The organism is Streptomyces sp. YS415 (genome assembly GCF_023544665.1).
Taxonomy (GTDB): domain Bacteria; phylum Actinomycetota; class Actinomycetes; order Streptomycetales; family Streptomycetaceae; genus Streptomyces.
In genome coordinates this window covers 1-12,659 of the sequence record NZ_JAMJFL010000016.1, presented here as the reverse complement: position 1 = coordinate 12,659, position 12,659 = coordinate 1, and the positions used below count along the sequence as shown (strand labels likewise).

The window sequence follows — 12,659 nt, the reverse complement described above, 5'->3', positions numbered from 1 at the left end:
GCTGCAACCGTGGGCACCGGGGTGAGGAAGCGTTCGTGGGCACGTCATGTGAAGCCGCCGAGGAATCCGAGAGCTCCGCGCACCCCCTGCGGCCTCACCGTCTCGACGACGTCTCGTTCGGGATGCTCTGCTCGGCCGGCGAAGCGCGCCGGGCCACCCGGACCCTGCTGGACGCCGAGTACAGCCGGCGCCTTCTGCTGCTGCGTGTCCTGGTGGACGAGGTCTGCGCGCACCCGGAGTCCGTCGGCGGCATCGCTCCGGCGCGCGAGGCGTGGGACCTGCTGGCACGGGCCCAGCGGCAGCGCCCGGAGGCGGTGCACCGGCTGCTGATGGACCCGCAGACCGGGCTGTGGGCGGCCCATGCGCTGCGCCGGCTGCGCGGCGCGCAGGATGCGGAGACCCCGCTCTGGTCGGACGTGGGCCAGCTGCACGCTCTCGCGGCTGCCGGTGCCGTCCTCGCCGGCCTGGACTTCCGCATCCTGGTCCCGGCCCGTGAGGGCGCCGTACTCCTGCCGTGCCTGGGCCGGGCGCAGTTGGACGCCCGCGAGCCGTGGGGCGTGGCCGAGGTAGAGGTGAACGGCGGTACGGCTCGCGTGCGCACGCACGGCGGGGGACCCGACATCCAGGTGCCGACGGACGCCACCCAGGACGGGCCCGGCTGGACCGGCATGCGCCGGCTGTCCCTCAGCCACCGGGGACTGACGCTGACGCTCACCGTCGACGACCTGGCCCGCTACCCCGTCATCGCCGGGACCGCCGGCCCCGACCGGCTGGACGAGACGGCCCTACGGCACTGGCGGCGCAGCCTCGACGGGGCGTGGAGGCTGCTGGTCGAGGAGCACCGGGACAGCGCCGAGGCCCTCGCCGCGGGACTCTTCTCGCTCGTCCCGCTGCCGCCCGCTGAGCGCTTCCGGCCGCGCAGCGCCTCCGCATCCGAGGCGTTCGGCTGCGTGATGATCTCCGCGCCCGACGCCCAAGTGCCGGACCGTGAGGCGGCGGTGGAGCTCGCGGTCACCCTCGTTCACGAGTTCCGCCACACCCTGCTCAACGGCCTCATGCACCTCGTCCCGCTGGCCGAGGACTGCCCCGACCTCTTCCATGCCCCCTGGCGGGACGACCCCAGACCGCTCAGTGGGGTACTGCACGGGGCCTTCGCGTTCTCCGGCGTCGCCCGCTTCTGGCGGGAGCGCTGCGCCCACGAAAACGGCAGCGCCCGCGAACGTGCCCGCTTCGAGTTCGCCCTGTGGCGCCGAGAGGCACGCGCCACCCTGGAGATCTTGCACACCCATCCCGCCCTGACCGCGACCGGCAGCCGCCTGGTCCGCGCCCTCCTCGCGGACATCCGGTCCTGGGACGCCGAGCCGGTGCCCGAGACGACGCTGCGGCTCGCCGAGCGTGCCGCCGCCCACCAGCGCGCCGCCTGGCGCGCCCACCATGTCGTGCCCGCGGAGCCGACCGTGCGGGCCGCGGCGGACTCGTGGCTGCGCGGCACGCTACCGCCGGTCGCGGTGTCCGAGGAGACCGGCGGGAACGTCGTCACCGATCCCGCGGGCTGTCGTCTGGACGCGTTCGCGCACCTGGTCCGCCTCAGGATCACCGACCCGCAGGCCTTCGCGGGGGCACGGAACGGCGGTCCCCGGCCGAAGGACGTCACCCAGGCGGACCTGGCGTATGTGGCGGGCGAGCAGGCCGAGGCCGCCGCGCTGTACGCCGAGGAGACCGCACGGCCCGCCGCATGGGGCGCACTCGGGCTGCTCCTCGGCCGGCGAGGAGTGGCCGAGCGGCCCGAACTGCTGCGTGCCGTCTCCGCGGAGATCGCCCGCGGTGGCGGACGGACCCCGCCACCGGCCGAGCTGGCCGACTGGCTGGCCCGCGCCTGGGACGACGACGCTCACAGCGGGAGCGGGTCGATGTCACAGTCCGCGCGATGCTCCCAGTCCACGGCCTGACGCACGGCGGGATGGTCCGCCCCGAGCGCGCGGTTGAGCCGCTCGGCAGTGGCGCTGTGCAGACGCTCGGCCTCCTCGCGCTCGCCCAGAGCCCGTAGGTCCAGCGGCAGATTGGCGGCACAGGCCAGGGTGGAGGGGTGGTCCGCGCCGAGCACCTCGGTGGAGAGCGCCAGGGTCTGCTCGTCGAGCTCGCGGGCAGCCTCGAACTCGCCGAGCGCGTAGAGGTCGCTGGCCAGGTTCGTCGCACAGACCAGGGTTGAGGGGTGGCGCTCGCCGAGGTCGCGGCGCAGAACCGCGAGCACCCGCTCATCGATGACGCGGGAGGCCTCCTCGTCACCGAGCAGCCGGTGAGTGACGGCGAGAGCGATCTCGGCCGACAGCGTGTGCGGATGCGCGGGCCCGTACAGATCGGCGTACTGCCGGTGGATGCGTAGGCCGAGGTTGCGGGCGGTGATGAGCTCGCCCGCGTGCCGCAGGTCGATCGTCAACTCCAGCGTCGCCGCCATGGTCTCCGGGTTGTTCTCTCCGTACCGGTTGGCCAGATCGGCCTGGGCTCGCTCGGCTGTGGCACGCGCTTCCGCGTGGTGGCCCGCCTTGCGCAGTGCCACCGCCAGGTGACGGTGGTTGACCAGGGTGAACGGCTTGTCCGGGCCCAGCAGGCGCAGGACTCGTTCGGTCACTTCGCGCTGGTAGGACAGGGCGGTCTGGTAGTCGCCCAGCTCGCGCATGTCGAGGATGACGCTGACCCACGTCACCAAGGACACCACGTGGTCCTGGCCGTACTGCTGCTGCTTGGAGTGCAAGGTGCGCTCGTCCAGCTCCCGGGCACGGGCGAAGTCCCCCACGAGCCTGAGACTGACGCCCAGGTTGTGGGCCGCCCGCAGGGTCTCGGGGTCCTCGGCGCCGAGCAGCCGCACATAGCGCTCATGTACCGACTCGGACAGCTCCAGGGCAGCCGCGAAGTCACCCTTGATCCGCCGGTCCACGGCCACGTTGCCGAGCGCGTCCAGCGTGTCCTCGTGGTCCTCGCCGACCGCGCTCCGGCAGGCGTTCAGCACCTGGTCGTTGACTGCTGACGCCTGCCTGTACCGGCCCATTCTGAACAGCACCACCCCGAGCCAGCGGCCCGCCGCCAGGGTCTGGGGGTTGCCTTCCCCGGCGTCCCGTGCCCATGTGGCGTAGGCGGACTCGGCCAATTGCAGGGCCGCCTCGAAGTTCCCCCAACGCGTCAGATAGCGGACCTCGTTGACGATCAGGTCGCGCACCCATGAGTCGGTGGAGCTGACCGCGTCGGAGACGATCAAGTGCGGATAAAGCTCTCCGTAGCGCGGCCAATGACTCGTGTTGTGCGGGTCTACGGGATCGTTGGCCGCCAGCAGCAAATGCGTGCCGTGCCGCATGCGCTGCTTTTCGGCCTCCGTCATCCGGGAGATCAGCGCCGCCTGGACGAGCCTGTGCATCTGGAGGCAGTTGGTGCGCAGGTCGAACCGGGCCAGCGAGTACCGCCCGATCTCCCGAATGGCCTGCCCGAGACGGATGGGGTCGCGCAGCACGGAGTCGAGTTCCGGGGTGATGGCGGCGCCCCGGCGTCCGGCGAACAAATTGCGGGGGATCGCCTCGGGCGCGCAGAAAGCGCACAGCTGCAACAGCTGCATGGCCGCCGGGTTCTTCGTCTCCAGCTGGTCCAGCGAGACGTTCCACGCCGCGATGACGGGCAGCTGGTAGTCGACGGGTGCCGCGAGGCTCAGCAGATCCACCTGCTTCTCGTCCAGCAGCCGCAGGTACTCGTCCGTGGGCATGCCGGTCTCGGCCCGCCAGGCGGCGGCCTGTTCGACGGCCAATGGCAGGTCGCCGAGGGCCTCGGCGAGCCGGTCGGCCTCGTCGTCGGTGATCACCGGACCGCGCCGGCGCAGCAGTTCCATGCTCTCCTCGCGCCGGAAGACGTCCACCTCGAGCGGCTTGGCCACGCTCGCCCACTGCGGATTGCGTGAGGTGACGAGGATGTTGCCCGGCCCGCCGGACGGGAAGTAAGGGCGCACCGCCTCAGGGCTGTCGGCGTTGTCGAAGACCAGCAGCCAGTTGTCGTACGGCTCACCGCGGCGCAGCGCCTCCAGGACCGCCGTCACCGACCAGGTGGCGTCGCTGCCCGCCTCCAGGCCGAGCCGTGGGGCCAGCTCGACCAGGGACAGCGCGATCTGGGCGGTGCGTTCGGCGGAGATCCACCACACGAGGTCGTAGTCCCCGAGGTGCCGGTAGAGGTACTCCACGGCGAGCAGGGTCTTGCCGACTCCGCCCATGCCGTGCAGCGCGTTGGGCAGCACGGCGGTCGCCTGTTCCTTGCGGAGCCTGCGGTGCAGGGCGTCCAGCAGCTCCGCGCGGCCGGTGAAGTTGGGATTGCGCGGCGGCACATTGCCCCACACGGCCGGGGTGCCGCGGCCGGTGCGGCGGTCGGCCGGATCCGGGGGTGTGCCCGGCGGGACGTCGGTGCGCGGCTGCGGCGGGTTGCTCGGCTGGTTCACCAGGTCCTCCTGCTTCCGCAGGTGTGAAGGGGGTCGGACGGGGTCCTGCCGGACGGCGTCATGGGTGCAGGATGTGGCGGTCATGCGCTCCAGGGCCCGTGCCTGGGCGGCGTGCGGGCCCGACAGGGCGTCCAGCACGGCGATCTGCGGCGCGGCCCATGCGCGGGTCTCGGGGCCGGTGCCGAGCGGGCGGGGCAGCTTCCGCCCGGCCAGGAGTTCGGGGACCTGCCAGAGCCGGTGGGCGGACGGGCCGAGCGCCTCGCCGACCAGGTCGACGACCAGCCGCAGTTCCTGCGTCCGGCCGGCGGCCAGGAGTTCGCCGCGGACGCCGGGAGCGAAGTCGTAGGCGATGCGGGGTCCGGTGACCGGGTGCACGAGCCCGTGGGTGAGCAGGTGAGTGAAGTCGGAGATCCGGGCCTCCGGGCACAGCCGGGTGAGGACCCGCTGGATCATGGGAACCGTCAGCGGGGCGGCGGCGAGCAGGGTGGCGAGGCCCGACACCCGGGGCGACACCGAGCGGCGGAAGGACGCGACGCGCTCGGCGGGCCCGGGGTCGGTGGGCGCGGGACGGGTGCCCTCCGGGCGCGGGGCGGCGAAGGTGAGCGGGAGCCGGGTCCAGGTGCCGCGGGCGGCGGTGACCAGCCGGACCCATGACTCCAGGCCGCGTGGCGTCAGCTCCAGCACCGGAATGGGCAGATGGGGGGCGCTCTCCTCGGGCGCGCCGAGGCCGAGCTGCCGTGGCCGGGTGCCGTGATGGCGGTTCGGCGCGCCGGGTCCCGCCGAGCGCAGCGACAGCGGCCAGGTCGGGACACCGGACTCCGGCCAGGCAGGGTGGGGCAGCAGATGGACGACGGCCAGCGTGCCGGCGGTCGCCCAGCGGTGCAGGGTCCCGCCGAGGGAGCCGGTGCGCCAGCCGGGCGCGTTGCCGTCGGTGACCGCCAGCGTCAGGCGCGCAGGGGAGGGGCGCCCGGGTGGCAGGGTGCGCAGGGCGCACCGGTCCACCCGGCCGAAGGCCCGCGAGCGGCGCAGCAGTTCGGTCAACTCACGGACGGTGTCCTCCCAGACCGCCATGCCGGGGTCGGGGTCGACTGCCACGACCACGTCCCAGGACCGGTGTCCGCGCAGTCCGCGCAGCGCGCGCAGGACACCCTGCGGGTCGGTGATGTCCGTCCAGCGCGCGGACGGGGCGTCCCGGCGGTCGGCGGACGTCGTCATGGCCCCTCCATGGCGGCCCGACGCCACAAGGCGTCGAGGGCCGCGCTCCCTTCCCCGTCACTTTCCCGGCTCGTGCGGAGGGCACCCTCCTGCACGAGGTGCAGGACGTCGAGGAACCGGTCGGCCCCGGCGGGTTCCCGGTCGGCGTGGTCGAGGAGGGCGTCGAGCAGCTTGGCCGGCACGTCCGGGAATCGGGTGCGGGCCAGTTCGGCCAGCCCCTGCCGCGTTGTCGGGGGCAGCTCGAGCCGGACGCAGTGGCGCACGAAGGAGGGTGACAGGTCCCGCTCGCCGCCGGTAGTGACGACGACCAGGGGCAGCTCGTGGCATCGGACGAGTGCGTCGCGGACCGTTGCGGTACCGCCCGGCTCACAGGTGTGCACCAGGGCGCTGTCGTGGCCGGCGAGCCCCGGGATCGTGAACTCCCCTTCGTGCAGGACCGCCAGCAGCTCGTCGGGGAGGTCGAAGCCGCCCCGGTCCAGGTCGTCGACCAGGACGACGCGCGGTAATCGGCGCGGGAGCAGAGCAGTACCCAGCGGCCCCAGGCGTACCGGGCCGGGCCCGGCCGGACCGTACAGTGCCTCGGCGAGGGACGTGCCACCGGTGATGCGCCAGCGCAGTACCGCGCCCAGGCCGAGTTCCCGGGCGATCCGGTGGGCGAGCGCCGACTTGCCGGTGCCCGGTTCGCCGCTGACCAGCAGCGGGCGGCGCAGATGCAGCGCGGTGTTGACCGCCGCCACCTCGTCGGGGTTCGGCGTCCGGGCGGTGACGGTGGCTCCGAGTACCCGGGCGGCCGCCTCGTCCGGCGGCGCCGGTGGCTCGTCGGGGCCGCCGGTGTACGTGCGCCAGGGCGGCGGGTCGGGCCATCGGCGGTCCCGGTCGGCCGGATCGAGCGGGATGCCGGTGCCTCGGTACAGCGACCAGGAGTCCATGGGCGTTTCCTCTCTGCGCAGCGCGGTCACAGCGGTTTGCGGTCGGGGTCGTCCCACAGCACCGCGAGATGCCGGCCGATGTGGTGCTCCGGGGCGCCGGAGCCGAGTGCGGCGGCCTGCCGGCGGAAACGGGTGATGCGGGGGAGCAGATCGGCGAAGCCACCGGCGAACAGTTCGCTGAGCACCTGGCGGAACTCCGTCGTCGACTCGCTGGTGCGGTGCCACACCACCACCGGATAGCCCGTGCGCAGTGCCGTCCTGAACTCCAGGCAGCCGTGCGGGCGGCCCTCCTCGGGCGGTTCGCTCAGGACGGCCGCGACATGCTCCTCGTCCAGCAGGCCGGCCACCACCCGGGGCGGATCCTGGGGGTCGGTGTTCGGGATGCTCATGTAGACGGAACCGGTCTGCGGTTCCTGCCGCAGCTTCTGCCAGCGCAACCGCCACCAGCCGTGCCAGCGCTGGTCCAGCAGCCGGTCCAGACTGCGGATCACCACCGCCGGATAGGTCATGCCGAGCGGCAGATGCGGATCCTCGGCGGCGTCCAGGGGCCAGGACTCGACGGGCAGGTTGATCAGCTCCAGCGGCAGCACGAACTCCAGACGCAGCTGCCCCGGACGGTCCCCCTCGGCCCGCTCCACCTCGGAGATCACCTCGCTGACCGTGCGCTGGAGCTCGGCGAAGGGGATCACCGCGCCGTCCCGCCGCCCCTCGAAGTCCGGCCCCCGGGCGTCGGAGTGGAACCAGTACGACACCGTGTAGTGGCCCTCGTCGAGGGGCGCCGGCATGATCCGGATGGCCAGGTGCTCGTCGTGGACGAGCGGCTGTCGCTCCGTCTGCCGTCCGTAGCGTCTGCGGTCGAGGGTCTCCGCCAGCTCCCAGTGCACGGCCCGATGCCGGTTGATCGCCCGGATCTCCTGGCGGTGCGGGGTGTCCATCCAGGCCGAGACCTCGTCCAGGTACGCCATCCAGGGCGGCACCTGACCCGGTGCCGTGTTCTGGCCCACCAGGTAGAGGAAGTCCGACCAGGGGGTGGTGCAGTGCTCGGGAGGGATGCGTAATCGGGACAGCGTCGCCTGAGCCAGCAGGCGGCGGCGCTCGTCGTCGGTCAGCCGGAGCGCCTCCAGGCAGTCCCCCAACAAGGCCCAGGAGCTGGTGTATTCGGTCGGCAGCGTGCGCGCGGCCCGCCACTCGTCGCAGAGCCGGGACATCAGCAGGGCCTCCGCGGAGCCGGGGTCCAGCAGGTCCAGGGTGGCGGCGAGACAGGCCAGGCCGTCGGGGACGGGGCTGCCCGGTGAGTCCTTCATGCAGAACAGCAGCAGGGCGACGTACTGCTTGCGCGGGATGGAGTGGCGGGGGAGCCGGCCGTTGCCGCCGAGCCGGTCGAGGACCAGGTCGAGGAACTGGTCCCGGTCCTCGGTCGAACGCAGACCGTCACAGCCCACCAGGACGTCCACGGCGGCGCGCCGGATCCGGTCCTCGATCTCCTCGCGCAAAGGAGGCCCCCCTCCGACGCCCCGCCCGGGGGCGCGCTTCCTCGCCCTGTGCGACGACTCGCTCGTACCGCCAGTGACACAAGATTAGGGGTCACCGTCGCTGACGGAAGGGGATCGGCGAACAGGGCGCGGGAGTGCTAGGGCAGCTCCGCCCGGGACTCGTGCTCGACGAATTCCCGGGGCCGTTCATGAGCCGTCAGGGTGTGCAGGCGGGCCTGGTCCAGGGGTGCGTGGAGTTCGACGTACTCGCCGTGCGGGAGGCGTGTGACGATGCCTGTCTCGCGGCCGTGTGCGATCAGGTCCCGGTCCCGCTGCTGCAGGCCCAGGCAGATGCGGCGGGTGAGGACGAAGACCGTCACCGGGAGGACGAGGACCCCGATCCGGATCACCCAGGTCACCGTGTTGATGGACAGGTGGAGCTGGGTCGCCACGATGTCGTTGCCGCCGCCGGCCAGGAGGATCAGGTAGACGCTGATCCAGGCCGCGCCGAGGCCGGTGCGCACCGGGTGGTTGCGGGGGCGGTCGAGCAGGTGGTGTTCGTGCTTGTCGCCCGTGATCCAGGACTCCAGGAACGGATAGATCCCGATCAGGACCATCAGCAGCGGGAAGACGAGGATCGGGATCAGGACGCCGAGGACCAGGGTGTGTCCCCACAGGTTGATCTCCCAGCCCGGCATCACGCGCACCAGGCCCTCCGCGAAGCCCAGGTACCAGTCGGGCTGGGCGCCGGTGGAGACCTGGTCGGCGCGGAACGGGCCGTACGCCCACACCGGGTTGACCGTGGCGATCGCGGCGAGGAGGGTGAGGGCGCCGAAGACCAGGAAGAAGAAGCCGCCCGCCTTCGCCAGGTAGACCGGCATGAACGGGGTGCCGACGACGTTGCGTTCGGTGCGGCCGGGGCCCGCGAACTGGGTGTGCTTGTGGTAGACGACCAGCACGAGGTGCGCGACGACGAGGGCCGCCATGATGCCGGGGATCACCAGGATGTGCAGCGCGTAGAAGCGGGCCACGATGTCGTCACCGGGGAACTCCCCGCCGAACAGGAACATCGACAGGTACGTGCCCACGATCGGCACCGCCAGCAGGGCGCCGTTGACGAACCGGAGCCCGGTGCCGGAGAGCAGGTCGTCGGGGAGCGAGTAGCCGAACAGGCCCTCGAACATGCCCAGGAAGAGCAGCAGCCAGCCGAACAGCCAGTTGACCTCGCGGGGTTTGCGGTACGAGCCGGTGAAGAAGTGCCGCATCATGTGCGTGAGCATCCCGGCCACGAAGACCAGCGCCGCCCAGTGGTGCAGCTGCCGGATGAGGAGTCCGCCGCGCACCTCGAAGCTGATGTCGAGCGTGGAGGCGTACGCCTCGGACATGCGCACACCGTTGAGCGGGACGTAACTGCCCTGGTAGACCACCTCGTTCATGGACGGGTGGAAGAAGAAGGTGAGCCAGACGCCGGTCAGGATCAGCACCGCGAAGCTGTACAGGCAGATCTCCCCGAGCAGGAACGACCAGTGGTCGGGGAAGACCTTGCGCAGGTCCTTGCGGCCGAGCGCGTGGACGCCGAGGCGCCCGTCGAACCAGTCGGCGACGCGTTCGCCGCGGGACGCCCGCATCACGCCTCCTCCTCGGCTGCGCCCCGCTCGACGTGCGTGAGCTTGTCGGGGTTGCTGACGATGTAGACGCCCGAGATCCGGTCGCCCTCGGGGGTGAGGTCCATGACCATCACGGCGAACGGCGAGTCGCCCTCGAACAGCACCGCCGCGTCGTCGCCGTTGACGCGCCGGTAGCGCACGTGCAGCGCGCTCACGTCCGGCCGTGCCCCGTGACCGGTGAGCAGCCGGACCACCTTGTCCCGGCCGTGCACCGGGCGCAGTCCCGACGGTTTACGGTTGCCGCCGCCGTCCGACCACACCGTGACGTCCGGCGCGAGGATCTCCATCAGGGCGGCGATGTCCCCGCCGAGCGCGGCCCGGACGAACCGTTCCGTCGCCTCCCTGCGCACTCGCGGATGCGCCTGGTACAGCGGCCGCCGCGCGTGCACATGGGCGCGGGCGCGCCGGGCCAGCTGCCGTACCGCCGCCGGTGTGCGGTCGAGGATGGCCGCGATCTCGGTGTGCGGGTAGCCGAACACCTCGTTCAGGACGAACACCGCTCGCTCCAGCGGGGACAGCGACTCCAGCACCACCAGCAGCGCCAGGGACACGGACTCGGTCCGCAGCGCCGGGTCGTCCGCGCCGTCGTCGGAGGCGACCAGCGGCTCGGGCAGCCACGGGCCGACGTAGGTCTCCTGGCGCCGGCTGATCGCGGCGCGTCGGCGCAGGGCGTGGTTGACGGCGACGCGGACGAGGTAGGCCCGCGGATTGTCGATGCCGGCCAACGGGTCGCCGCCGCCCCGGGCGGTCCAGGACAGCCAGGTCTCCTGGAGGACGTCCTCGGTGTCGGCGACGCTGCCCAGGACGTTGTAGACGACGCCGAACAGCAGCTCGCGATGGTCGACGAAGACGCCGGTCGCCTGCTCCAACCGGTCGTCGGTCTCGGGAAGGGGTGTCTCGGACATAACGGTGGCCTCCGCAGCGGTGCGCTCACCCCTGGGAGGCCATGAGGGGGTCCGTTTGTGACACCTGGGCCGGGTAATGTGACCCAGCTCTCATGCCGCGTCGTGGAAGACGACCCCGAGCGCGTGCCGGCGACCCGAGCGGACGGTGCTCACCCCGTGCCGCATCACCCCCGCCGACCAGCCGCGCCGGGTGCGCACCGGGCGCTCACGGGTCGTGAAGACCAGGCCGTGGCCCTGCCGCAGCGCGGTCGAGGTGCCCCGGGACTGGGCGCGCGGCCGCTGCTCCACCATCAGGAACTCCCCGCCCGTGTAGTCGGTCCCGTACGCGTCGAGGCCCACGACGACCTGCAGCGGGAAGACCAGCTCGCCGAAGACGTCCCGGTGCAGGGCGTTCCAGTCGCCCGGCGTGTAGCGCAGCAGGATCTGCGCCGAGCGGTCCTGGCCCGCCCGGTGGCAGCGTTCCAGCCACTCGGACAGGGAGTCCGGCCAGGGCGCCGGACGGCCAAGGCGGGCGGCCCAGTCGCGGGCGACCGGCAGCACGCGCGGGTAGAGGGCGGCGCGCAGGGCGGCGACGAGGGCGGGCGGCTCGTGGGTGAAGTAGCGGTACTCGCCCGAGCCGAAGCGGTGGCGTGCCATGTCGACGGTGGTCCGGAACAGCTCCGGCTTCTCGTAGAGCGCGGCCAGGTCCCGGCACTCGTCGGGCGTCAGCAGCGGTCCCGTCGGCGCGCTGCCGTGCACGTCCAGCTCGGCGGTGACCGCGTCCCAGTCGGTGGCGGCGACCCGGCGTCGGACGGTGTCGGCGGTGCGGGTCATGGGTGCCTCCTCGCTCGGTGCCGTACGGTGCCGTGGCCCTGTCGAGTCTGCCGCCGGGGCCGCCCGCGGACCGGCGGAATCCGGACGGCGTCCTGCGCCCTGCCCGGTACCGTTGCACACCACATCTGACCTGGGTGTATTTACGGGTAAGTACCCGCGCGGTACCGTGGGGTCATGCCAGCTCTCAACGTGGAGTTCAGCGACCGCGAACTTGAGGATCTGCGGCAGATCGCCAAGGAGCGGGGTACGTCGATGAAGGCGCTCGTACGGGAGGCCGCGGCGGCCGACATCGCCCGGCACCGGGCGCTCCAGGAGGGCGCGGAGGCCTTCCGCCGGTTCTTCTCCTCGCACGCCGACGAGTTCGCGGCGGCCTTCCCGGAGGACGAACCGCCCGCCAAGGGCGAGGGGCGGGCCGCCTGAGCGATGGCATCCGTCATCCACATCGACGTGCCCTGGCTGCTCCAGCGGCACGAGGAGGTCCTGCCGGACCAGCCCGTCATCAACGACTTCTCGGCACTCGTCGCGGCCGTGGCACGGCACCGGGTCGACCCGCCGAAGCTCGGCGTGAACTCCGACCCGGCCTGGCGGGCGGCCGCGCTGCTGCACACCCTCGCCCTGCTCAGGCCGCTGCCCTCGGCCAACGCCCGCTTCGCCTGCGCCACGGCCGTGGCGTACATGTTCGTCAGCGGCGTCGGCATCGATCCGCCGTACGGCGCGCTGGTCGACCTCGCCCGGGATCTGATCGACGGCCGGACCGATGTGTTCGGCGCCGCGGACCGGCTGCGGTCCTGGCAGATCTGAGGGCCAGGGGCCGCCGGCCGGGCCCGCCTCCCTCGGGGCCGCCGACCGAGGGCGGGAGGAACGGGGTCGGCGGCCCGTTCGCCCGGGAGCCGCGGTCCTGGGCGGGGCCTTCCGAGGGGCCGCTCACAGTGCACCGCGCGGTGCGGCGCGCCGGGAGCGTGCGTGGCGCTCCGGCGCGGGTGCGTGAATCACACGGGGTGCGGGGCAAAGCCGAAAGCCGGTGCGGGTGAGGGGAGTTGCCGCCGTTTCTGACTTTCTTTCAACGGTGCGGATGTTGCCCGAGTGCCTTGTTGGGCGTGAGTGTTTTGTGCGAGGGTTAAGTGCCCGTGCGGGGGGTTAAAAGCCGGGTCGCATTCGGACCGATGGGGGATCGGGGCCGGATGGGAAGT

9 protein-coding genes are annotated in these 12,659 nt (G+C 72.5%); 3 read left to right on the top strand and 6 right to left on the bottom strand.

The features are described 5' to 3' along the window. Positions 1–35 precede the first annotated feature (35 nt). On the top strand, positions 36–1,949 hold the full coding sequence (locus M8H82_RS21420) for an HEXXH motif domain-containing protein (protein ID WP_250076440.1): 1,914 nt from the start codon (positions 36–38) through the stop codon (positions 1,947–1,949). Here the strand turns inward: M8H82_RS21420 and fxsT are convergent. The 6 genes from fxsT to M8H82_RS21390 form a co-directional block, all read right to left on the bottom strand. After that, complete coding sequence (fxsT, locus tag M8H82_RS21415) at positions 1,892–5,683, bottom strand: FxSxx-COOH system tetratricopeptide repeat protein (protein WP_250076439.1); 3,792 nt, start codon at positions 5,681–5,683, stop codon at positions 1,892–1,894. The genes M8H82_RS21420 and fxsT overlap by 58 nt on opposite strands. Beyond that, on the bottom strand, positions 5,680–6,612 hold the full coding sequence (locus M8H82_RS21410; RefSeq protein ID WP_250076438.1) for a MoxR family ATPase: 933 nt from the start codon (positions 6,610–6,612) through the stop codon (positions 5,680–5,682). The genes fxsT and M8H82_RS21410 overlap by 4 nt, the downstream gene beginning before the upstream one ends. 26 nt (positions 6,613–6,638) lie before the next feature. Then, positions 6,639–8,105, bottom strand: a complete 1,467-nt coding sequence (locus M8H82_RS21405; protein ID WP_250076437.1) for a hypothetical protein — start codon at positions 8,103–8,105, stop codon at positions 6,639–6,641. Positions 8,106–8,242: 137 nt separating this feature from the next. Then, positions 8,243–9,712: a cytochrome bc complex cytochrome b subunit gene (locus tag M8H82_RS21400; RefSeq protein ID WP_250076436.1), complete on the bottom strand. Its 1,470-nt coding sequence runs from the start codon at positions 9,710–9,712 to the stop codon at positions 8,243–8,245. Continuing rightward, entirely contained in the window at positions 9,712–10,656 is a 945-nt protein-coding gene (sigJ, locus tag M8H82_RS21395; RefSeq protein ID WP_250076435.1) for an RNA polymerase sigma factor SigJ, read from the bottom strand. Before sigJ ends, M8H82_RS21400 begins: the two co-directional genes overlap by 1 nt. 90 nt (positions 10,657–10,746) lie before the next feature. Further along, on the bottom strand, positions 10,747–11,469 hold the full coding sequence (locus M8H82_RS21390) for a 2OG-Fe(II) oxygenase (protein ID WP_250076434.1): 723 nt from the start codon (positions 11,467–11,469) through the stop codon (positions 10,747–10,749). 174 nt (positions 11,470–11,643) lie between these two features. Between M8H82_RS21390 and M8H82_RS21385 the strand changes: the two genes are divergently transcribed. Together M8H82_RS21385 and M8H82_RS21380 are read left to right on the top strand one after the other, a co-directional pair. After that, complete coding sequence (locus tag M8H82_RS21385; RefSeq protein WP_250076433.1) at positions 11,644–11,889, top strand: hypothetical protein; 246 nt, start codon at positions 11,644–11,646, stop codon at positions 11,887–11,889. A gap of 3 nt (positions 11,890–11,892) precedes the next feature. Beyond that, entirely contained in the window at positions 11,893–12,270 is a 378-nt protein-coding gene (locus M8H82_RS21380) for a toxin Doc (protein WP_250076432.1), read from the top strand. Positions 12,271–12,659 lie beyond the last annotated feature (389 nt).

Coding starts and splice junctions, on each gene's coding strand:
- M8H82_RS21380 (WP_250076432.1), top strand. CDS start 11,893: ATGGCATCCGTCATCCACATCGACGTGCCCTGGCTGCTCCAGCGGCAC.
- M8H82_RS21410 (WP_250076438.1), bottom strand. CDS start 6,612: ATGGACTCCTGGTCGCTGTACCGAGGCACCGGCATCCCGCTCGATCCG.
- sigJ (WP_250076435.1), bottom strand. CDS start 10,656: ATGTCCGAGACACCCCTTCCCGAGACCGACGACCGGTTGGAGCAGGCG.
- fxsT (WP_250076439.1), bottom strand. CDS start 5,683: ATGACGACGTCCGCCGACCGCCGGGACGCCCCGTCCGCGCGCTGGACG.
- M8H82_RS21400 (WP_250076436.1), bottom strand. CDS start 9,712: ATGCGGGCGTCCCGCGGCGAACGCGTCGCCGACTGGTTCGACGGGCGC.
- M8H82_RS21385 (WP_250076433.1), top strand. CDS start 11,644: ATGCCAGCTCTCAACGTGGAGTTCAGCGACCGCGAACTTGAGGATCTG.
- M8H82_RS21390 (WP_250076434.1), bottom strand. CDS start 11,469: ATGACCCGCACCGCCGACACCGTCCGACGCCGGGTCGCCGCCACCGAC.